This is a genomic window from Rhodococcus sp. IEGM 1318, assembly GCF_033142465.1.
GTDB classification, from domain to species: domain Bacteria; phylum Actinomycetota; class Actinomycetes; order Mycobacteriales; family Mycobacteriaceae; genus Rhodococcus_F; species Rhodococcus_F qingshengii_B.
This window is the reverse complement of record NZ_JAWLSC010000002.1, coordinates 704,113-725,967: the sequence shown is the minus strand read 5'-3', so window position 1 is coordinate 725,967 and position 21,855 is coordinate 704,113. Positions and strand designations below refer to the sequence as shown.

The following is a 21,855-nucleotide window of genomic DNA, read 5'->3' as shown; positions in this document are numbered from 1 at the left end:
GTAGATGTCAGGATGCCTCGCTGATGAACCGTCTGAGCCGATCAGCTAGGCAAGATCCTGCTTCGGAAGCCGACTGTAACAGCCTGTTTCGCCGTCAGATCGACGAAGCCGCGGCCGTCGCACCGTTCGCCAATCTTGCGTACATGGCGAGTTTGGTGGTGATTCTGGCGTATACCGTTCCGCCCGGACGTCAGACGCTCAGGTGGCTGGGTGGCGCGCTCGTCCTTCTTGTCCTCGCAAACTCGATTCGAGTTTGGATTCCCCTTCGCTGGCGACCGTCGAAACACACACCGCGCTACGACTACGCGGGTCTACTCCTCGAGGTGATCGTGGTCGCGGGCCTCGACGTCACACTTTTTGCCCTGCTTTTCCACGACATGGACGTCTTCCGCGACTTGGTTCTGATCGCGACGATGGCAGGAATCATGGGCGCCGGGACCGTGACGTTCTCCAGTCTGAGATCGGTGAGCCTGACCTGGATCTACATTCACGGCCTCGGCGTATTCACTGTTCTCGTCGTCCACACCGAATCCCACTTTCGCGTACTTGCGATTCAGTTGTGCATCTACATGTTTGCGCTCACTGTGGGGGCGGTCTATCTGTCGGCCTCGTTCCAGCGACGTTGTCTCGCAGAGTTTCAGGCGGAATCCGAGCGTCAGACTGTGGCACTGTTGCTCGACGGTTTCGAGGGCGGTTCCCGAGACTGGCTGTGGGAGTGCGACACCAACGGCCGGTTCTCCCACACCTCGGCACGTCTCGCCGAGGTTGCAGGTATGACGGTGGACGAGTTGCAGCAACTCGCCTTCGGAGAACTCCTCACCAGACTCCAGATCGCGTCGAGTCCGGAGGGGCGTGCGGCCGCAGCCCAGCTGATCGACAAACTCGAATCGAGTGCTCCCTTCCGGGACGCCGTCGTTCCAGTGCATGTCGACGGTAAGCGACGCTGGTGGTCACTCTCCGGTAATCCTCGCGTTCTCGAATCCGGGGTGATTCTGGGTTGGCGCGGTGTCGGATCGGACATCACGGAGAGGTATGTCCACGAGCAGGAGATCCTTCGACTTGCTGCCACCGACTCGCTGACCGGGTTGCCGAACCGTCGCGCCTTTGGTGTGGCGCTCGAGGAGGCCATCAAATCTCGTGTGCCGGAGAAGCAGGTTCTCGTCGGGATTCTCGACCTCGACAACTTCAAGTCGGTGAACGACACCCTCGGCCATCCGATCGGGGACCACTTACTTCTCGAAGTCACGAAACGCCTGCGCGACGTCATCGGTTCGGACATGTGCTCGCGGATGGGCGGCGACGAATTCGGACTCATCGTCTGTACCTCGGCCGGCGATGATCCCAGTGTCATTTTCGATCGCTATCTGGCAGCGCTCCATGAGCCTTTCTTCGTCGAAGGCAGTCGAATCGAGGTGCGGGCCACGATCGGTTACTCAAGCGCACCCGAGGATTCCATCGACGCAGACGGACTGGTGATGCTGGCGGATCTGGCTCTGTACGAAGCAAAGTCGACGGGACGGAATCGAGTAGGCAAGTTCTCGCCGTTACTGCGAGCGCGGGCATCGGCGCGGGCAACAGCGCTGCACGAGCTGGACAGAGGGATCGAGGAAGGGCAGTTCGATCTCCACTACCAACCCCAGGTCGACACTCAGACCGGCGAAGTGGTGGGCTTCGAGGCTCTTCTCCGGTGGAACCATCCCAGTCGCGGCCTCATCGGGCCCAGTCAGTTCATCTCGGTGGCAGAGGAAACCGGAATGATCATCCCCCTCGGCGCGCAGGCAATGGCGATGGCGACCGCGGCTGCTGCGGGGTGGCCGAGCGGAATAGGCGTCTCGGTCAATGTTTCACCAGTGCAGTTGGTGTCGCGAGAGTTCGGCGCGATGGTGAAGAAGGCCCTGACGGATTCGGGTTTGCCTCCGCATCTGCTCCAACTCGAAATCACCGAGACAGGTGTTGTGGACGATCGGGCAATCCGGGATCTCTACAAGCTGCGTGAACTCGGTGTCACCGTCGCACTCGACGATTTCGGCACCGGCTATTCGTCTTTCGCCACGCTCCAGAGACTGCCGATCGACGTTCTCAAGATCGATCGCATGCTTGTCACCGACTCGGACGATCCGAAGATGTCCGTGGTGAAATCCATCGTCGAGTTGGCTGCAGCGCTTGGCATGAAGTCGTTGGCCGAGGGAGTAGAGACCATCGAGCAGTTCCGCCGAGTTCAGTGGGTCGGCTGCGACCTGGTCCAGGGCTATCACATCAGCAAGGCTCTGACGGCTGAGCGCGTCGATGCGTATCTGGCGGCAACCGACACCGAATCCGGTCGGAGCGTTCACCCGTTGACGTGGCTGTGAATCAGATCTGAGCCGAGCGGATGGTATTGCCGCCTGCCGCTTCTTCTTGGTACATCATCGAATCCGCGACATTCGTCGCGGCCAGGATTGCGGAAGCGCCGCCGCTCCACGCCTTTGATTCGGCGTGACCGCGAAGATCATTCTCCGTCTTGAATTTGGTGTTATCAACGACGGTAAAAGCGAGACAAGAAGAATCATCTCGGGCGCTCTCGAATCGGAATGATCGCTCGGCCGGATTTCTGGTGCTTTGTCCACTCGTTGTCGTGTGGTTCGTTGAACCATTCCTGGAGCGTTCGCCGAGAACTGTGCCCTTCGGAGGCGATGGCAGTGATCGGCGTGCTGTCTATCTTGCCCTGAATCCGGATAAAGAGAAATTTCTGCTCGATCGATGCCTGTTTCAAGCGTTGTCCGAACTGCTGTGCACGTTGTCCGAGACAGTCACGAACGATCCGACTTTTCGCGTACGAGACTTTTTCACACCGTACGCGATGAGAATGATGCTCAGCGCGACCAGGCTTTGGACGAATTCCGCGCGCGTGGGTTCGTTGAGACCCATTCCCACAAGGATCACCAGAATCAGGCCGGTGACCACTATCGGTAGGCCGGGATACAGCCAGACACGGAATTTCAGAATCTCGGGGCTTTCACGTTCCCATCGGCGACGGAGGCGTAGTTCGGATACACAGATCAGGATGTAGACGAACAAACAGATTGCGCCGGAAGAATTCACGAGGAACAAGAAGATCGTATCCGGCCAGATGTACCCGGCCGCGATACAGAAGTAGCCGGCCACGGTGCAGGCGAGTACGCCCTTCACCGGCACCCCGCGGCTGTTGGTCCGCGTCATCCAGGCCGGCGCGTCGTTATAGACCGAGAGCGCGAAGAGCATCCGCGACGCCGTGTACAGGCCGGAGTTGAGGCAGGACAGCACCGCGACCAGAACCACGAGGTTCAGAATGTCGGCGGCGGCAGGAATTCCAAGCAGGTCGAGTGCGGAGATGAACGGAGAATCGCCGACGACAAACGAATCCCACGGCAGCATCGTCACGAGGAGGAAGGTGGCGACAACGAAGAAGGCGAGAATACGGAAGACGACGGTGTTCGTGGCTCGTCTGATCGCTCCGGCCGGTTCGGCGGATTCCGCTGCGGCGATCGTGACGAGCTCGGCTCCGGTCATGGAGAAGATCACGGCGACGACGCCCACCAGTACGGGAGTGAAGCCGTTCGGCAAAAATCCTCCGTGGCCGGTCAGGTTGCTGAAATCGACTTCACTGCCGGGCCAGATGCCGAAGACGAACAGACTGCCGAGCACGATGAAGCCGATGATGACGGCGACCTTGATACCCGCAAACCAGTATTCGGCCTCGCCGAAGTTGCTGACGGAGAGAAGGTTGACTCCGGTCATCACCAACAGGAGTACCGCTGACATGAGCCAGAGTGGGACGCCATGGATCCACCGAGAGAGCAGAGTAGCTCCGACGACGGATTCGATGCCGACGACGATCACCCAGAAGTACCAGTACAGCCAGCCAGTGGTGAAGCCCGCCCAGTCGCCCAACGCCATTCGCGCGTACTCGGTGAACGATCCCGTGCACGGTTTGGCCACCGCCATTTCACCGAGCATGCGCATCACCAGGAACACGATGATGCCGCAGATCGCGCACGTGATGACGGCGCCGGGCCCGGCCTGGTTGATGATTCCGCTCAGCCCGACGAAGAAACCGGCTCCGATGACACCGCCCATGGAAAGCATGGTCAGGTGGCGCTTCTTCAGGCCTGTCTTGAGCGTCGAATGAACACTGGCGGCTTCGGCTGTTTCGGTGCTGCTGTCGGGCATCTGGGCTCAGCTCCTATTACATGACGCGATCAGTTCTTTCGGAGAGACGCTAAACTCATCGTGTGATCCAGAACATGGACCTGATGTACAAAACTCAACTGGAAACTGTCAGTTCTGTCCACTGCCTTCGGAGGTTCCGGCAATGCCGATGACTGTTCGGCGGCTGGCGGCCACCACCTCGCTCGGCCTGACGATCGTTGCAGGTCACGGCGACGTGGATCTGCCGATCAGCTGGGCGCACGCAATCGAATTGCAGGATCCGAGTCGGTGGCTCGCCGGTGGAGAACTTGTCATGACGACGGGACTGCACCTTTCGCGTTCGGCGACAAAGCAATACGAGTACGTCGAGCGCATTGCGCAGACCGGTGCAGTGGCACTGGCATTCGACACCGGCACCGTGCACGCGAAGGTTCCGGACGCGATCATCAGGGCCGGCGACGAACTGGGTTTCGCCGTGCTTTCCGTCGCCAAGGAGACGCCGTTCATCGCCATCTCGCGGGCCGTGATCGACGAACTGACCGCCGACCAGATACGAACGGTGCAGGCGGTGGTCGACGCGCAGGAGAAATTGGCGCGTTCCCTGCTCGACGGGGTGCCGGCCCTGATCACTGCCCTGGGTCGAGCCGTTCATGCAGCAGTGTGTGTTCTCGATCGGGACGGAGCGGTGCTGGCTCTGACGGAAGGTGCGAGTTCGTCTCTGCCCGAACGCATCAGGGAGCGATCAGGCAAGGAGCGCAGCCGGGTCGTGGTGGACGACGACGGCCACCTGGCTATTCACCGGCTTGCCGTGAGCGGCACGCTCGCCGTGGCGTCCGACGCCGCCTTGGATCAGTCCGAACGACTGTTGGTCGGGCACACGGTATCGCTGTTGACCATCGAGCTTGCCAAGCCGTCACGGGTTGTCAATGCCGAACAGCGGCTGAGGTTGGCGGTCGCGACGATGGTGCGCCAGGCCGGCGGCGACGTCGACGAAAGTCTGTTGCGGTACTTCGGATTCGAATCCGAATCGCCGGTGGTTGCAACTGCCTTGACCGATGTCGGACCATTGCTGGCGGCAACCGACATCACTTCAGCGGCCCTCGAAGAAGAGGCGGTGCCGTACCTCTTGGCTCCGCTGAATGACGGTACCGGCGTGTGGTTCGTCGTGAAAAGTGAAGTTGCGGAGAAGGTCACGCGCAGTGCCTATGCGAGAGTGCGGGAGAATTCACGCCGGAGCATCAACGGCGGAATCGGAAGCGTCCGGCCGATGAGCGGTGTAGCAGCCAGTCTGCGCGAGGCCGTCTCTGCTGCCAAAGTGGGGCAGGTCGACGGTCACACGCTCGTTTCGTTCTCGGAACTCGGGACTTTCAGTATCCTGTTGAGCGTGCAGTCGAACGATGTTCTGCAGTCGATCGCTGACGGCTGTCTCGGTGTGCTGGAAGACTACGACGCCGAGAACGGTTCTCGTCTGGTGGACTCGATCGAAGCGTTCCTGCACCACAATGGTCAATGGGAGTCCGCTGCAGCGCAGTTGGGTGTTCACCGGCACACGCTGCGCAACCGCATGGACAAGGCTGCCGAGTTGATCGGCCGAGATCTCGATTCCGCCCACACTCGGTCCGAGCTGTGGGTCGCGCTCAAAGCTCGTGAACTGCTGCAGGCGGAATCGAATTCAGATCACGCTCGGCCGCCCCTGAGATAGACGGTGGTGGTGTGAGTGAAGAACTCTCGCGCCGCGTCGCCTTGTTCCTTGGGCCCGTATCCACTCTTTTTCACGCCGCCGAAAGGTACGTGAGGATCAGCGCCCGCCGATTCCGAATTGACGTGCAGGATCCCCACGTCCAGGTCGTCGATACCGGCAAGGGCGTTGGCCAGATCCTGGGTGAACAACGCTGCGGACAAACCGAATTCGCCCTCGTTTGCCAAGCGGAATGCGTCTGCAGTTGTTGCTGCCCGCTGCACCGCCAGTACCGGGCCGAAAAGCTCCTCGAACCACAGTTCGGTGCTCGCCGGTAGTTCCAGCACCGTCGGCTGGACGTAGTGGCCTGTCTCCGGCGCTTCGGCGGTGGCCACAACTCTGGCGCCGCCGCCGACGGCTCGATCGATCCCGTTGATAATCGACTTCTGTGCGGATGCGCTGACCACGGGACCTGTAGTGACGTCGGGATCGAGTGGATCTCCGACTCTCAGTTCCTTGACCTCGACTGTCAGCCTCGCCAGGAACTCCTCGGCGATGGATTCGTGGAGCACCAGACGTGAAGTGGCCGTGCATTTCTGGCCGGTTGATCGGAATGCGCCGAGCATGACCTGCTCGACTGCAAGCTCGAGATCTGCGTCGGCAAGCACGATGGCTGCGTTCTTTCCACCCATCTCCGCCTGGACCGGAACTCCGCGCGCCGCAGCAGCTCCCGCGATCTTTCGGCCGACGCCGGTGGAACCGGTGAAGGTTACGGCGTCGAGGTCCGGATGATCGACCAGCGCTTCACCGGCCGCGCTGTCGGCGAGGATCATGTTCAGGACACCGTCGGGTAGGCCTGCTTCGGTCAATGCCTGTGCGAGACGGAAAGCCAGAAGAGGCACCGCGGCAGCCGGTTTCCAGACGACGGTGTTTCCGTATACCAGGGCGGGCGCAATCTTCCATGCCGGGATCGCGATCGGGAAGTTGAAGGGCGTGACGACGCCTACCACTCCGAGAGGCTTGCGAGTGACGAGAATCTGCTCGCCGCTGCGAGGGGAGGAATACACCGTTCCGGACTCGCGGTCGGCGGCGTTGCCGTAGTAACGCAGAATCTGCGCCGCCCGGCGTACTTCTCCGATACCCTCGGCCAGTGTTTTCCCTTCTTCACGGGTGAGTTCTTCACCCCAGGCCTCGGCGTTGGATTCGATGATTTCTGCTGCGCGAGTGAGGTATGCGCCGCGCACGGACATCGGCAGGCGCGCCCAGTCGTTTGCGGCAATTCGGGCGACGCGAACGCCGGTCGCCATTTCGGAGGCACCGGCGCGGCCTCCGGTGGCGACAACTTCGTCGGGACGCGCCGGGTTGGTATCTGTCAGTGTGCCTTCGCATCCCGTGACCCAAGCTCCGCCGATCAAGCTGCGCACTGCGACGCTCATCGGACTGCGGCCACTGCGTCGCGAAGGATATCGAGGCCTTCGGCCAGCAATTCGTCGGAGATGCTCAGCGGCGGGAGGAACCGGACGACGTTTCCGTAGGTGCCGGCGGTGAGGAGAAGGAGACCGTGTGTGTGGGCGTAGCTGACGATCTGGGCGACGGCCGCGCGATTCGGAGCCTTGCCCTCGTGGTGGACGAGTTCGATCGCAATCATGGCGCCGCGTCCACGGATATCGCCGATTATGGTTGTGGCCGAAGCGATTTCGGACAGTCCTGCGGTCAGGATCTCGCCGATGTCCTTGGCACGGTCGAGGAGGCCTTCCACCTCGACCGTCTCGAAAACTGCCAAGGCGGCCGCGCAGGCAACGGGATTGCCGCTGTACGTACCGCCGATACCACCGGGATGCGCGGCGTCCATGACGTCGGCACGGCCGGTCACGGCGGCGAGTGGCATTCCGCCGGCGAGACCTTTTGCAGTTGTGATGATGTCGGGGACGAAGTTCTCACTCTCGCAGGCGAACCAGGCGCCGGTTCGTGCGATACCGGTCTGGACCTCGTCCGCGACGACGAGAATGCCGCGCTCACGGCAGAATTCGGCGACGCGCTTCAGGAATCCCGGTGCCGGAACGATGAAACCTCCTTCACCCTGAATCGGTTCCACGACCACGGCGGCTACCGATTCGGCACCGATCTGAGTGTCGATCGCAAGACGGAACTGTGCGAATGCTTCGTCGGCCGCGTTTTCGGGGCCGCTCGGCCAACGGTAGGGGTAGGCCATCGGAACCCGATAGACCTCGGGAGCGAACGGGCCGAATGTGGCCTTGTACGGCTGGTTCTTGGCTGTCATCGTCATGGTCATCAGCGTGCGACCGTGGAATGCGTGGTCGAAGACGACAACTGCCGGGCGACCGGTGGCGGCACGTGCGTATTTCACGGCGTTCTCGAGCGCCTCGCTGCCGGTGTTGAACAGCGCTGTTCGCTTCTCGTGGTCGCCCGGGGTCAGGCGGTTGAGCGCTTCGCAGACCTCGACGTATCCCTCGTAGGGGTTTGCGAGGAAACACGTATGGGTGAACTGACCGAGCTGGCGCGTAGTCCGTTCGACCACGCGCGGCGCGCTGTTTCCGACGGTGGTTACGGCGATGCCGCTCCCGAAGTCGATGAACGAGTTGTCATCGACGTCGACGACAACTCCTCCGCCCGCTGCAGCAACGTAAATGCTGGATCCGCTGGTCAGTCCGGCCGGCAGTGCGGCGCCCCGGCGTTCGGCCAAAGCGCGCGAGTTGGGGCCAGGCACTTCGGTGACGAGGCGTCGTACCTGAGGAAGGGTCGGTCCACCGATGCACGTTTCCGTGCCGTGCTCGAGAATGGTCATCGCAGTGCCTCCAGTCGTTTTCCGAACTGTAGGACGGCGATAAACAATCCGGACATGGCCGGATTGTCGAGGGGCTACTATCGCATTGGACGTCGCGTCCAGCTGGTTACCTCGCGAAACCGCCGAGGAACCTTTGCAACAGCGGGTTGTAGACCTCAGGGGCTTCCCAGAACGCCGCATGCCCGACTCCCGGGATGAGGTGATAGGTGCCCTCCCAAAGATTCGCGAAGGTCAACGACGCGACATACGACGTGTTCACGAACGGGTCCCTGGCACCGTCGATCACCGCGAGCGGCACGGCCGCTGTTGCGACGAGAGCTTTCTGATCTGATTCGCGGCCCGCGCCGAATGCGTCGAACATGATCTTGCGAGCGCGACCGTCCGTACGAATCGCGGCCTCGAGGGCCGCCTGTTCGAAGGGAACGGCGGTCATCCGAGCGTAGAGTTCGGCTTCCTGTTCGGTGATGACCTCGGTACCGCCGATGGACAATCCGTCGCCGGCATTGAATGCGTCGCCTAGCGTCTCGGGATTGGCAGGCGGCGTACCGGTGATGACGATTCCAGCGAGCCCGGGGAACTTCGCGATCAACTCGAGGGCGATGTGTCCGCCGAGCGACCAACCGACAACCACGGCCCGTTCGACGCCGAGTTCGGTCAGAACATCGACGATGGCGTCGGCGTAGCCGTTCTGGGTGTACGCGGCTTCGGGATCGCTCGCGTCCTCGGAATCACCGTGACCGAGTAGGTCAAGGGTGATCATGCGGTAGCCGCCGGCCCAGTCGGCGTCGACCTGGTTGCGGAAGATGGAGCGACTGGCCGAGTTTCCATGGATGAAGACCACCGGGAAACCGTCGGTGGCACTGTCGTCGACGGCCATGACGCCATGCCGGGTTTCGATCTTGGTGGTAGTCATCGGAATCCTCGTCGTTCGAAGTGCACGGTCAGCGGGTATCCACGCTACCGGGCATATGCGGCATAGAGTTCACCCGTGGACTTCGCATTGCGCTCGTGCAGTTGGCACGGTCACGAGACCTACGCTCCGGACGAACCGGAACTGCGGGATCGACTTCATGTGGATACTGCGGTGGGTCAGGCGTGGCGGTGCCTTCGTTGCGGCAACTTCGTCCCGGGAGCGCCCCGAGCATCCGGACCTGCGGACGCGGCCCCCGAGGTTCCGCGGGGACGGCTGCTTCGCGACCGGTTGATCATGCGACTTCTCGCCACCGAGAGAATGTTCCGCGCTCTGGGTTTGGTTCTTCTGGCGATCGGTGTGTTCAAACTGAGGTCGTCGAAGGGACGCGCCGAGGACGCCTTCGAGAACGAATTGCCGTTGATCAGGCCACTCGCCCGTCAATTGGGCTGGAACATCGACGATTCCAAACTGGTCCATCACATCGAGCAGGCGTTTTCGTTGTCGGCGACGACGCTCACCTGGATCGCAGTCGGGCTGTTGGTCTACGCCGGCCTTCAAGTGATCGAGGCTGTCGGACTGTGGATGGTCAAACGCTGGGGCGAGTACTTCGCGGTGGTGGCGACCAGCTTGTTCCTGCCCCTCGAGATCTACGAATTGACGGAGAAGGTCACGTGGTTGAGGGCCGGGTTGCTGCTGGTGAACATCGCTGCCGTCGTGTGGCTGATCTGGAGCAAGCGGCTTTTCGGAGTCCGTGGCGGCGGCGCGGCGTATCACGCTGAGCATTCGGAGGAGAGCCTGCTGACGGTGGAGAGGGCCGCGGTCAAGCAGGCTTCGTGAGACCAGCTTTCGACGCGGCAGCACCCGCCAGCGTTGCTGCTCCGATCGTTATCATGGCGGCGAGGAGGATGGCAGCGGGTTCACCGTTGCCCATCACCCCCAGTTGGGTGCCCACCGTTACTGCGGCAACGGGTACCCCCAGTTGTGCGGCGGACAGCACTCCCAAGGGGAGAGGTAGACCGAGGATTCGTATCGCTGCGTGAACGACGAGAGTTGCGCCGCCCAAGGCCAATCCGAGCCAGATGGCGGATGGATGGGTCACGAGGTCGCGCAGATTGATCGCCGCTCCCAGCCAGACGAAGAAGAGGGGCGCGAAGAAGCCGTCGGTGATGGCGAAGAGCTGTTTGGCGAGGCGGCGAGGTTCGCCGATCGCTGCAAGAACGAGCCCGAAGGCGAAGCCCGCGAGCATGATCGACACATGAGTGCTGGAGGCCAGCGCTGCCAGAGAAAAGAGGATCACCAGATTGATCCGGAGTTCGAGTGCAAACTTCCGTTTCTCGGAGAACTTGTGGAGCCTTCGCCAACGGCCGGACCGGTGGAAGGCTCGCAGTACGAAGAACAAGGCAACTGCAGACACCGCCACCGCCACTGCGCCTACGCCGGCACGAGGGGCATTGTCCGGGTCGATCACCAACGGCAGCGCGACAATGCAGATTGTGTCCGCGATCGCGACCTGGGCAGTCATCTGCAGAACCGAGGTTCCACCGAGCGCCAGCGAATCGACGATGGGGAGAATCAACGCCGCGGACGACGATGCGATCAGGACGGCGTACAACGCGGCGTGGCCGGTGCCGAACGCCGTCGCTGCACCGTAGCCGGCAACAACCGACAGGAGTCCGACGACAACCGCGCGAACGGCACCCTTGCCTATTGCCGCACGAACTGCCGGATCGCGGACCGGGACGTGCGAGCCGGCCACCATCATCGTGAGCGCGAACCCGATATCGGCCAGAAACGTGAAAGTTCGGTCGGAAGAGTCGAGTAGCCCGAAACCGGTGACACCGAAGACGACGCCCGCGGCAAGCTCGCCGACCACCACAGGGACATGCCAGCTGACGCGAGCGCCGAGCAGCGGACCGAGGATGCCGGCCAGTGCGACGAGGGCAAGGATGCCGAAGGTCATCGACGACCTACGACGTCACTGTCGAGGGAGCGATCTTTGCAGGAATGCCGGTGTTCTCGTCCACGTGGTAGCTCGCACAGACCCGGTGGTAGCCGTCGGCGATTTGCGCCGGTACTCCGGCGCGGAAGTCTCCCTGCACCAGCAGGATCGGTGACAGCGCGATCCCCTTGCGGATCTTCTTCAGGTCGGCAGCCACGTGTGGGTTGTCGACCGGAAGCAGAGGGAGCCCAGCAGCCCGCAGGATGTCCTTGGCTTTCTTCGAGACCAGCGTCGCCGTCTTGAGGGCGTACACGAGAGCTTGAACCTGGACCGGTGTCGCGCCCAACTGGAGGTAATCGCGGGCCGCCGGGTAGTCGTGCTCGTCCGGTAGGTCCTTCCAGAGGACTGCGGGCGCCTTCGCCACGGGCGCTTTTGAAGCTACCGGCGCCTTCGTCTTGGCTGCCTTCGACGTTTTGATCTTGGCCATCTGTGCTGTGTCCTTCAGTGTCGGTCTGCAAGTGGAGCTGGTGCAGAAATCGTGCACTATCAGCGTCGCAGGCACCACATCGGAGCTGTTTGGCCCTCTAGGCGGCGGGTAATCAGCAGACTGCGGGGGAACGAGCAGGAGGCGAAGCAATGAGGAGGATTCTCGCGGTGCTCGCAGCGCTGATCCTGGCGGTGTTCGCACTGACCGCGTGCAGTGACAACAGCGATTCGTCGGACAGCGATTCGGCAGATCACTATGGCATGGCGATGACCAGCGAGCCGACCAGCATGTCGATGCCGAGCATGCCTCTGGGTATGTCGACGCCGGGAGCGTCGTCGATGGGAATCGTGATCAGCGGCTTCGAGTACTCGACACCGGAGTCGGTGATGCCTGGACAGGTACTGACCATTCAGAACAACGACACCGTCGAGCACTCGGTCACGTCCGATACCGCAGGGTTGTTCAACGAGGACATCGAAGCTGGTGAGACGGAAACCATCACGGTGCCGAACGAGCCGGGAACGTACACGTTCCACTGCACCTATCATCCGAGCATGCATGGCACCTTGACGGTCAAGTAGACGTCGACCGGGCCCGGCGTGTCACCTGCTGCGGAAACTTCGGCGGCACGCACCCGATCAGGCTGGCGGAGAACAGATCCGGGTGTACGGTTTTCAGGTGCGCCGGAGAATAGCGATCAGTATCGTCACGCTCGTGGTTTGTGCCCTCGGCTTCTCGCCGCCGGCGCTCGCGGATTCCCCGAACGGCTCGTATTCGTCACAGCTACTGTACTTCTCGGTCGATGTCGGGCCTGAACTCTCGACGCCGTGCACCGTCGTCGGTGAACTTTTTGTTCCCGACGGCGTCGATGCGGACCACCCAGCTCCCGCGATCCTGACCACCAACGGGTTCGGCGGTTCGTACAAGGATCAGATTCCCGCTCTGCAGAACTTTTCCGAGAACGGGTATGTCGGACTGACGTATTCGGGATTGGGCTTCGGCGGCTCGAGTTGCAAGATCACACTCGACTCTCCCGCATACGACGGCGTCGCCGCTTCGCAGTTGGTCAGTTTCCTCGGCGGCCAAGAGGGGATTGCCTACACGGATCAGGCTCTGACGCAGCCCTATCCGGCGCTCACCGCGGTGGTGCAGGACTCTGTTGATCACAACGGTGCACCGTCGACGAACGACCCGCGGGTCGGCATGACGGGTGGCTCTTACGGCGGTGGCATTCAATTCGCCGCCGCGAGTGTGGATCCCCGTATCGACACGATCATCCCCATGATCACCTGGAACGACCTCTCGTATTCCCTGGCGCCCAACAGCACCGGGATCATCTCCGGTGTGTCGACTGCTGAACCGGGAGCCGCGAAAGTGCTTTTTGCGTCGCTGCTCTTCGGTGCCGGCATTGCAAACCCCGGTGTGGACGGTTACATCGCCGACCCCGCACGACTACCCGGCTGCCCGAACTACGTCCCGTACATGTGCAACGCGATCGCCGAGGCGGTGGTGACCGGCGACATCGGACCGCAGGTAGTGAGTGATCTCCGAGCGTCGTCGGTGTCGTCGTTCGTCGACCGGATCAACATTCCGGTACTGCTTGCGCAGGGACAACAAGACACCCTGTTCGATCTGAACGAGGCAACCGCGACCTACGACGACCTGAAAGCGCGCGGCGTGGACGCCAAGATGATCTGGCATTCGTGGGGACACAGCCACTTGGCTGCTGCGCCGGGCGAATTCAGCTTCTCCGCACCCGACGAAGACACCCAGTACGAAACCGGTCGCTTCATGGACTGGTTTGATCACTACCTCAAGGACGAGAACACGGAGACCGGACCGGAGTTCGCGTACTTCCGTAACTGGATCGACTACGAGGGGAACGCGGCGCCGGCATACGCGACGTCCGACACCGTCGATGTCGGGACCGCCCGCTCCTTCCATCTGTCCGCTGACGGGGGACTACTGCCCGACGGTGCGCCGGTGGCCCCTGGTTCGAAGACGATTGTCACCGCACCGGGTGGGCTCCCGACGGGCGTCGAGCCGCTCAATATCAATCCGGCCGGAAACATTCCGAATGCACAGATTCCGGGGACCGAGGCGCTGTGGACCACGCCGCCGATGTCCGAGGCAATGGACGTGGTGGGAGCTCCCACCGTGACGTTGCGCGTCGCGGCGCCTGGGCAGCCGGTGGTGTTCGCGAAGCTATACGACGTGGCACCGGACGGGACGTCGTCGCTGATCAACGGGCTCATCGCACCTGTTCGCATCAGTGATCCGTTGCAGCCGGTACCGGTGACGATGCCGGCGATAGTGCATCGATTCGAGCCGGGGCATTCTGTTCGCCTGGCAATCACCGGTGGCGACATCAGTTTCCGTGGGGGATTGCAAGGCATGCCGGTCACGATCTTCGCCGACGGGTCCGGCCCTTTGGAGCTTCCCGTCGTGGGGTGAAACGCCGTGGGGTGAAACTACCGGGAGATGGTTCGACTGTCGCCGCGGAACTCGGCCACGACGGTGTCGCCACTGCGAACCGTCACGTCGTAGATCCCGCTTCGGCCCCCTCGTGCCTTCTCGGACGCGACGGCGGTCAACGTGTCGCCCAGACGTGTTGGACGGAGAAATCGGATGTCCGCGCGCGCTGCAACGGCTGAATCCTCGTAGCCGTTGCAGGCGAGCGCGAACGCGGTGTCCGCGAGCAGGAAAACATAGCCGCCGTGTGTGATTCCGTGACCGTTCACCATGGTCTCGCTCACCGCGACGGTCACGGTTGCGCTACCTGGCGCCAGTTCGGAAATCTCGATACCGAGTGCCCGAGACGCCTGGTCCGCGTCGAACATCTCTCTGGCGGTGATGCTTCCTGTGCTCATGAGAGAAACTCCTGTGGGATCAGAGAACTGCAGGGGTCTAGAGGACCGAGACAACTTCCTGGACATACATGTCGACCGTGCCGGTGGCAAAGTTTGCGACGTCTTTTCCAGCGGCGCCCATCTCCGGGGACTTCAGGCCGCTCTGCATCGTCTCGAGATCGGGAAACACGAGGTTGGCGACGGCGTAGAAGACTGGATCGGAACCGTCCAGCGTCGAGCACTTGCTGAACGTGAAGTCCGAGAGCCCTGGCACTGCGCTGGCGAGCGGGACGTGGATCTCGTTGTAGTACTTGTCGAAAGCCTCCGGATCGGTGGGGCGTCCGTAACACACTGCTACTCGATAGGTCATGTGCTTTCAATTCCCTTCGGGGCGAGTCTTGGCTACCAGAGTCAGGACGTCGTATGTCGCGACCGGATCGTTGTCCTGGTTCGTCACCACGGCATCCCAACGAACCTCACCGTAGTCGGCGCTGCTGCGAGGTGTGATGGTCTTGGCTGTGAGGGTGACCGTCAGGCGGTCCTGGGCTTTCACCGGAGTCAGGAACCTGAGGCTGTCCACGCCGAAGTTCGCGAGAACCGGGCCGGGAGCCGGGTCGACGAACAGGCCCGCAGCGAGTGAGACAACCAGATAGCCGTGCGCGACGATGCCGCCGAACAGTGGATTCGCCGCTGCGGCCACCGGATCGGTGTGAGCGTAGAAGGTGTCACCGGTGAACTCTGCAAAATGATCGATGTCTGCGAGTGTGACCTGGCGCGGACCGCCGACAACAGTGTCGCCGATCCTCAACTCGGCGAGACTCTTTCGGAATGGATGTTCGGATTCGGTCGTGCGCTGTGACCCGGTGAACCAGCGCTCGCCGACTGCGGTGAGCACGTCGGGTGTGCCCTGTACCGCGGTCCGCTGCATGTGGTGCAGAACTCCGCGGATGCCACCCAGCTCCTCGCCGCCGCCGGCACGGCCGGGACCGCCGTGTACGAGGACTGGAAGGGGAGAGCCGTGGCCGGTGGATTCGTTGGCGTCGTCGCGGTTCAGCACGAGCACTCTGCCGTGAAAAGCTGCGAGGCCCAGCACCAGTCGACGTGCGATGTCGGTGTCGGCAGTGACCACCGAGGCGACAAGGCTTCCCTCGCCACGGGCCGCGAGTTCGATCGCATGATCGATGCCGTCGTATCCGATGACGGTGCTGACGGGTCCGAAGGCCTCCAGCTCGTGTACCTCGTGCGCATTCTCTTCCGCCCGGAGAAGGACAGGGGAAAGGAAGGCTCCCGACTGGCCGTCGGCACCGACCACGTCGACGTTGTCCGGGTCTCCGAATACGATAGTTGCCGACTTCGTCAGACCGCGAATGGATTTCAAGACCTCGTCACGCTGTTCGATGCTGGCGAGAGCTCCCATCGTGACGCCATCAGCATCGGGGTGCCCCACGACCACTTTGTTCAGTCGCTCGGATGCTGCATCGACAACGGCGTCGACCAGCGAGACCGGGACCAGGGCGCGCCGGATCGCCGTGCACTTCTGGCCCGCCTTGACCGTCATTTCGGTGACGAGTTGTTTGACGTACAAATCGAATTCGGGTGTTCCGGGTACAGCGTCCTCGCCAAGGATCGACGCGTTGAGTGAATCGGCCTCGGCATTGAAATGGACGCCCTTGCCGACGACGTTCGGGTGAGCACGTAGCGTTGCGGCGGTGTCGGCGGATCCAGTGAATGCCACTGAGTCCTGCCCGCCGAGGTGATCGAGGAGGCCGCGTGCACTACCGGAGAGCAGTTGGACGGAACCCTCCGGGAGCAAGCCTGATTCGATGATGCGCCGGAAGACGAGTTCGGTGAGATATGCCGTGGAACTGGCAGGTTTGACGATGGACGGCACCCCCGCGATGAATGCCGGTGCCAGCTTCTCCAGGAACCCCCACACCGGGAAATTGAAGGCGTTGATCTGTACGGCGACGCCGCGACGTGATGTATAGATGTGTTGCCCGAGGAAAGTTCCGCCCTTGCCCAGAGTTTCGACGTTTCCGTCCAGATAGACTGTGCTGTCGGGCAATTCGCGCCGAGCCTTGCTCGCGTAGCTCAGCAGGGTCCCGAATCCGCCGTCGATGTCCACGCCGGAATCTCGCGTCGTCGCACCGGTGGCAGTGGAGAGTGCGTAGAACTCGGCTTTTCCTGCCATCAACGTGAGGGCGAGAGCCTTGAGCGCGCCGGCACGTTCGTGGAAGGTCATCGCAGACAGTGCAGGTCCACCGACCTCGCGTGCGTACGTAACCATCTCGGCGAGGTCGACGCCGGTTGCGGAGATCCGGGCCACCTCCGATCCGTCCACTGCGCTCGGCAACGGGGTACCTGCGTCCGGTGCGGCGTACCACTGACCGGCTACATAGCTTTCCAACAGTCTGCTCACGACAACTCCATCTCACCGTACGTTCGGTCGGTAATTACGATCGCCCGGTAACGCCGCGTTGTCAAGGATTCGGCAGAACTGCCTGGAATCAGGCCTTACGAAGTCCGTCGAAAGTGACGGCGACGACCGCGTCGGCAATGTCGGAGACGGACTCACCCGTGCGAGGTTTGTACCACTCGATCAGCGAGTTGACGGTGCCGAACATCAGCTTGCTGGCGAGGGCTGGTTCAATGTCCGGACGCAGGTCGCCCTCCGCTGCGGCTGACGAGACGAGGCCTCCGACGAAGTTGTCGAATTCGCGCCGGCGGGCGAGTGCGGCCCGTTCGACCGTCGTGTTGCCGCGGACGCGCAGGAGCAGAGTGACGTACGGAAGCTCTGCTACCAGCACCTCTACGCTGCGCCGGACCAGGTATTCGAGTCGGTCGATGTAGGGGCCGGTGGTGGCACCCTCTTCGGTCGTGACCGCAAACAGTGCGTTGAGCGCACGGGAAAGAGCAAGTTCGAGGAGTTCCGACTTTCCGGACACATGGTGGTAGATCGAGGACTTCGTGATGCCGAGTTTCTTGGCGAGCACCTCCATGCTGGCGCCGTCGTAGCCCTTGTCGTTGAACACCTTCACGGCCACGGCGAGGAGTGAATCGAGGTCGTAGCCGGGACGTCCGGGGAGGCCGGTGCGTCGAGTAGGGCGTGCCGTAGTCATGTCCCCATCTTCTCAGTTCGGGCAAAGCTGTGCACCATCCTCATTTTCGCCCTTGCCAAACGACCGAATGTTCGGTTACTAATGTAGAAGAGTGAGAAGGAGTGAATGTGAACACCCTGCACGTGGACGAGCGCGAGGATCGCGTCGTGGTCACCCTCGACAGGCCCGCGCAACGCAACGCGATCAACGCGCAAATGATCGACGAACTGCATCAGGTGTGTGGACGCCTCGAACGGGATCCGAAGCTGCTCCTGCTTGCCGGGCGCGGAGACCACTTCGCGGGCGGCGCTGACATCGCGGAGCTCCGAGAGCGCGGACGAGAGGAAGCGTTCGCGGGTATCAACCGCACGCTGTTCGACCGCATCGGAAAGCTCCCGCTTCCCACCGTGGCCGCCGTGAGCGGCTACGCGCTCGGCGGTGGGGCAGAGTTGACCTACGCCTGCGACATTCGCATCGCGACAACGACGGCGGTCTTCGGGAATCCGGAGCCCAATCTCGGCATAATGGCAGCCGCAGGCGCCAGCTATCGGCTGCCGAAGCTCGTCGGCGTCTCGATCGCGAAGCAGGTGCTCCTCGGTGCCAGGAACCTCGACGCCGAGCAGGCGCTACGAGCGGGCCTGGTTGTCGAGGTAACCGAACCGAACTGCCACGTCGACGCAGCGCATCGGCTGCTCGACCGCATTTCCCGACTGTCCCCGCTGGCACTGCGATTGACCAAGATCATCGTCGACGCGCCGGGATCGCATCCGTTTGCCGACGACATCGCACAGGCCGTCCTGTTCGAGAGTTCGGACAAGCGCGATCGCATGACGGCCTTCCTGGAGAAGAAATCATGACTGAAGCAGTTGCGCCGAAGACCGTCGGAGTCATCGGCGGTGGACGCATGGGTGCGGGTATCGCCCAGGTGTTCGCCAGTCTCGGCGGGGCGGTCACCATCGCGGAGAGTGGCGACACCGCGGCCGCGTTGCAGCGTGTTTCCACCGGCCTCGATAGAGCCCACGAGCGAGGGAAACTCGACGACCAGGACCCCGCGACTGTGCTGGCGCGCGTGAGCACCGTGGACGCAGTGACCTCGTTGCCGCCGTCGCTCGACCTGATCGTCGAGGCGGTCCCGGAAATTGCGGCCCTCAAGGTTGAGGTTCTCGCCGCTGCCGAAACCGTTGCCGGAGAACGCACCGTGATCGCCAGCAATACCAGTTCAATGTCGATCACCGAACTCGGCGCAGCGCTGACGGATCCGAGCCGGTTCATCGGTATGCACTTCTTCAATCCTGTCCCGGCGTCGCTGTTGGTTGAGATCGTCCGGGCGCCTCAGACCCGCCCCGAGGTTGTCGACTCGGTACGAGCGTGGGTGTCGATGCTCGGCAAAGCCGAGGTGCTCGTCAACGACTCACCTGGCTTTGCGACCAGCCGGCTTGGCGTCGGTCTCGGGCTCGAAGCCATCCGAATGCTCGAAGAGGGTGTGGCGGACGCGGAATCGATCGACCGGGCCATGGAATTGGGGTATCGGCATCCGATGGGCCCGCTGCGTTCGACAGATCTGGTCGGGTTGGATGTGCGCCTGGCGATCGCCGAGCACCTCGCGCGCACACTCGGCGATCGATTTGCGCCTCCCGCACTGCTGCGAGAGAAGGTCGCTCGCGGCGAGTTGGGGCGCAAGACAGGACAGGGTTTTCACACATGGAGCTGAACCGAACTGCCTGCGAAAGGAACATCGATGACTGACGTGATTCGCTTGGAGATCGAGCGAGGTTTGGCGACAATCACTCTCGACCGGCCGAAGGCCGCCAACGCCGTCAACGGCGAGATGAAGGCTCAGCTGCTCGAAGCGTTGCTGCAGGTCCACACGGACGCAGACGTTCGAGCGGTGTTGATTCTCGCCGAAGGCAAGAACTTCTGCGTCGGTCAGGATCTGGGCGAGCACGCGGCAGCGTTGGATGCTGATCCGGCTCACGCGATGGATACCGTCGCCGCACACTACAACCCCATCGTCACGGCGCTGTCGACGCTCTCTGTCCCGGTGGTGGTGGGTATCGGCGGGGCCTGCGTCGGGGCCGGGTTGGGAATTGCGTTGGCCGGTGACATCCGGGTGGTCGGGGCTCACGCCAGCTTTGCGACTGCATTCACCGGCATCGGTTTGGCGAGTGACTCCGGGCTCAGTCATGCGCTCGTGCACGCGCTCGGACCGAGCCGCGCCAGTGGCCTGATGTTGCTCGGCGACAAGTTCGACGCGCAGAGTGCATTGGCGTGGGGATTGGTCCATCGGGTGGTGGCCGACGAGGACGTTGCGGCCGAGGCTCGCTCGGTTGCCCGTCGACTTGCCGACGGACCCACCGCCGCCTTCGCGCACGTGAAATCACTGATCAGGACCGCCGCTCCTGGGCTTCCCCAGGCGCTGGAGGCCGAGGCGAGTGCGCAGGTGGAGTTGGGTTCCACGGCAGATCATCAAGGCGCTGTCGCGGCGTTCCTGTCGAAGCAGAAGCCGGTTTTCGAGGGCCGCTGATTCGATTGCTCTGAAAGATCCTCTTGTGTGCTGGGGCACCTCGGTGCATACTAGTTACCAACCGATCATTCGGTAATAAAAGGTAGGTACGATGACCAACGTGGAAGCTCCACAAGACCTGCAGAACTTGTTCGACGAGACGATCGCGGCAGACCAGCGCATCGAGCCTCGCGACTGGATGCCGGACGGCTACCGCAAGACTCTGATCCGTCAGGTTGCCCAGCACGCGCACTCCGAGATCATCGGGATGCAGCCTGAAGGAAACTGGCTCACCCGGGCGCCGTCGCTGCGACGCAAGGCGATCCTGATGGCGAAGGTGCAGGATGAAGCCGGGCACGGTCTGTATCTCTACTCCGCGGCCGAGACGCTCGGTGCCGATCGCGGCGATCTGACCACCAAACTGATCGAGGGAAAGCAGAAGTACTCCTCGATCTTCAACTACCCGACCCTGACCTACGCCGACGTGGGAGTGATCGGCTGGCTGGTCGACGGAGCAGCTATCTGCAATCAGGTTCCGCTGTGCCGCAGCTCCTTCGGGCCGTATGCGCGCGCGATGATCCGTGTGTGCAAGGAGGAATCGTTCCATCAGCGGCAAGGCTTCGAGCTGTTGGCGACGATGATGCGAGGCACGGACGCTCAACGCGCGATGGTGCAGGAAGCCGTCGACCGATGGTGGTGGCCCGCTCTGATGATGTTCGGACCCCCGGATGACGAGTCGCCGAACACCGAACAGTCGATGAAGTGGCGCATCAAGCGACACACGAACGACGAACTGCGACAGCGATTTGTCGACATGTCGATACCGCAGGCCGAGGTACTCGGTGTGAGCTTCCCCGATCCCGATCTGCGCTGGAACCCCGAACGTGGTGCACACGATTTCGGTGAGCCGGACTGGAGTGAATTCATGGACGTGGTCCGCGGTAACGGTGCTGCCAGCGTCGAGCGGATCGCCAATCGGAAAGCTGCCCACGACAACGGGGCCTGGGTCCGTGACGCCGCCTACGCCTTTGCACAGCGCGAGAGAGTCGCGCACGATCTCACGACTGGGGAAACATCATGAGCGAAAACGATCAGGTACAAGGCGATCAGGTACGGGGCGAATGGCCTTTGTACGAGGTGTTTCTGCGGGGAAAGCGCGGACTGAACCACGTGCATGTCGGGTCCCTGCGTGCGGCAGACGATCAGATGGCCCTACGCCACGCGCGCGACGTCTACACCAGACGTAACGAAGGCGTGAGTATCTGGGTCGTGCCTTCCGCGAACATCGTGGCTTCGAGTCCGGCGGAGAAGGATCCGTTCTTCGCACCGAGTGGAGACAAGGTCTACCGGCACCCGACCTTCTACGACATCCCGGACTCCGTTCCCCACATGTGAGAAACCACTTCGACTTCGAG

Annotated in this window: 20 protein-coding genes; 10 read left to right on the top strand and 10 right to left on the bottom strand. The window is 62.3% G+C overall.

Translation table 11 applies throughout. From position 1 onward, the window contains the following. Positions 1–23 precede the first annotated feature (23 nt). Positions 24–2,351, top strand: coding sequence for a putative bifunctional diguanylate cyclase/phosphodiesterase (locus tag R4P65_RS07800; RefSeq protein ID WP_317826063.1), 2,328 nt, complete (start codon positions 24–26; stop codon positions 2,349–2,351). Between the two features lie 397 nt (positions 2,352–2,748). On the opposite strand, the gene R4P65_RS07795 is transcribed toward R4P65_RS07800, so the two are convergent. After that, on the bottom strand, positions 2,749–4,188 hold the full coding sequence (locus tag R4P65_RS07795) for an amino acid permease (protein ID WP_317826062.1): 1,440 nt from the start codon (positions 4,186–4,188) through the stop codon (positions 2,749–2,751). Positions 4,189–4,336: 148 nt separating this feature from the next. On the opposite strand from R4P65_RS07795, the gene R4P65_RS07790 reads away from it, so the two are divergent. Further along, positions 4,337–5,869: a PucR family transcriptional regulator gene (locus R4P65_RS07790; protein WP_317826061.1), complete on the top strand. Its 1,533-nt coding sequence runs from the start codon at positions 4,337–4,339 to the stop codon at positions 5,867–5,869. On the opposite strand, the gene R4P65_RS07785 is transcribed toward R4P65_RS07790, so the two are convergent. The 3 genes from R4P65_RS07785 to R4P65_RS07775 all read right to left on the bottom strand — a co-directional run bounded on the left by R4P65_RS07785 (position 5,845) and on the right by R4P65_RS07775 (position 9,564). Further along, entirely contained in the window at positions 5,845–7,281 is a 1,437-nt protein-coding gene (locus tag R4P65_RS07785) for an aldehyde dehydrogenase family protein (protein ID WP_317826060.1), read from the bottom strand. The genes R4P65_RS07790 and R4P65_RS07785 overlap by 25 nt on opposite strands. After that, positions 7,278–8,651 carry a 4-aminobutyrate--2-oxoglutarate transaminase gene (gene gabT / locus R4P65_RS07780; protein WP_317826059.1) on the bottom strand — a complete coding sequence of 458 codons (1,374 nt, stop codon included), beginning with the start codon at positions 8,649–8,651 and terminating at the stop codon, positions 7,278–7,280. Before gabT ends, R4P65_RS07785 begins: the two co-directional genes overlap by 4 nt. A gap of 106 nt (positions 8,652–8,757) precedes the next feature. Beyond that, entirely contained in the window at positions 8,758–9,564 is an 807-nt protein-coding gene (locus tag R4P65_RS07775; RefSeq protein WP_317826058.1) for an alpha/beta hydrolase, read from the bottom strand. 75 nt (positions 9,565–9,639) lie between these two features. Here R4P65_RS07775 and R4P65_RS07770 point away from each other — a divergent pair, with 75 nt between their 5' ends. Further along, positions 9,640–10,401, top strand: coding sequence for a DUF2127 domain-containing protein (locus R4P65_RS07770; protein ID WP_230817285.1), 762 nt, complete (start codon positions 9,640–9,642; stop codon positions 10,399–10,401). Here the strand turns inward: R4P65_RS07770 and R4P65_RS07765 are convergent. Then, a complete protein-coding gene (locus R4P65_RS07765; RefSeq protein WP_317826057.1) occupies positions 10,385–11,524 on the bottom strand; it encodes a cation:proton antiporter in 1,140 nt (379 codons plus the stop codon). The two genes, R4P65_RS07770 and R4P65_RS07765, sit on opposite strands and share 17 nt — an antisense overlap. A 7-nt stretch (positions 11,525–11,531) precedes the next feature. Next, positions 11,532–11,990: a hypothetical protein gene (locus R4P65_RS07760; protein WP_317826056.1), complete on the bottom strand. Its 459-nt coding sequence runs from the start codon at positions 11,988–11,990 to the stop codon at positions 11,532–11,534. 149 nt (positions 11,991–12,139) lie between these two features. On the opposite strand from R4P65_RS07760, the gene R4P65_RS07755 reads away from it, so the two are divergent. Together R4P65_RS07755 and R4P65_RS07750 are read left to right on the top strand one after the other, a co-directional pair. Then, positions 12,140–12,571 carry a cupredoxin domain-containing protein gene (locus R4P65_RS07755; RefSeq protein ID WP_317826055.1) on the top strand — a complete coding sequence of 144 codons (432 nt, stop codon included), beginning with the start codon at positions 12,140–12,142 and terminating at the stop codon, positions 12,569–12,571. An 82-nt stretch (positions 12,572–12,653) separates the two neighbouring features. Continuing rightward, entirely contained in the window at positions 12,654–14,444 is a 1,791-nt protein-coding gene (locus R4P65_RS07750; RefSeq protein ID WP_411742520.1) for a CocE/NonD family hydrolase, read from the top strand. Positions 14,445–14,461: 17 nt separating this feature from the next. On the opposite strand, the gene paaI is transcribed toward R4P65_RS07750, so the two are convergent. The 4 genes from paaI to R4P65_RS07730 all read right to left on the bottom strand — a co-directional run bounded on the left by paaI (position 14,462) and on the right by R4P65_RS07730 (position 17,958). Next, entirely contained in the window at positions 14,462–14,860 is a 399-nt protein-coding gene (gene paaI / locus R4P65_RS07745; protein ID WP_317826053.1) for a hydroxyphenylacetyl-CoA thioesterase PaaI, read from the bottom strand. Positions 14,861–14,897: 37 nt separating this feature from the next. Next, positions 14,898–15,209: an EthD family reductase gene (locus R4P65_RS07740; protein ID WP_003943191.1), complete on the bottom strand. Its 312-nt coding sequence runs from the start codon at positions 15,207–15,209 to the stop codon at positions 14,898–14,900. Positions 15,210–15,215: 6 nt separating this feature from the next. After that, positions 15,216–17,258, bottom strand: coding sequence for a phenylacetic acid degradation bifunctional protein PaaZ (gene paaZ / locus R4P65_RS07735; RefSeq protein ID WP_317826052.1), 2,043 nt, complete (start codon positions 17,256–17,258; stop codon positions 15,216–15,218). A gap of 88 nt (positions 17,259–17,346) precedes the next feature. After that, positions 17,347–17,958 (bottom strand): TetR/AcrR family transcriptional regulator, encoded by a 612-nt coding sequence (locus R4P65_RS07730; RefSeq protein WP_029256504.1) that lies wholly within the window; start codon positions 17,956–17,958, stop codon positions 17,347–17,349. Between the two features lie 107 nt (positions 17,959–18,065). Here R4P65_RS07730 and R4P65_RS07725 point away from each other — a divergent pair, with 107 nt between their 5' ends. The 5 genes from R4P65_RS07725 to paaB all read left to right on the top strand — a co-directional run bounded on the left by R4P65_RS07725 (position 18,066) and on the right by paaB (position 21,835). After that, entirely contained in the window at positions 18,066–18,794 is a 729-nt protein-coding gene (locus tag R4P65_RS07725; protein WP_317826050.1) for an enoyl-CoA hydratase/isomerase family protein, read from the top strand. Next, positions 18,791–19,648 (top strand): 3-hydroxyacyl-CoA dehydrogenase family protein, encoded by an 858-nt coding sequence (locus R4P65_RS07720; RefSeq protein ID WP_230817293.1) that lies wholly within the window; start codon positions 18,791–18,793, stop codon positions 19,646–19,648. Before R4P65_RS07725 ends, R4P65_RS07720 begins: the two co-directional genes overlap by 4 nt. A 27-nt stretch (positions 19,649–19,675) precedes the next feature. Next, positions 19,676–20,461, top strand: coding sequence for an enoyl-CoA hydratase/isomerase family protein (locus tag R4P65_RS07715; protein ID WP_317826049.1), 786 nt, complete (start codon positions 19,676–19,678; stop codon positions 20,459–20,461). Between the two features lie 91 nt (positions 20,462–20,552). Then, entirely contained in the window at positions 20,553–21,521 is a 969-nt protein-coding gene (paaA, locus tag R4P65_RS07710) for a 1,2-phenylacetyl-CoA epoxidase subunit PaaA (protein ID WP_317826048.1), read from the top strand. Then, on the top strand, positions 21,518–21,835 hold the full coding sequence (gene paaB, locus R4P65_RS07705; RefSeq protein WP_003942879.1) for a 1,2-phenylacetyl-CoA epoxidase subunit PaaB: 318 nt from the start codon (positions 21,518–21,520) through the stop codon (positions 21,833–21,835). The genes paaA and paaB overlap by 4 nt, the downstream gene beginning before the upstream one ends. Positions 21,836–21,855: the final 20 nt, after the last annotated feature.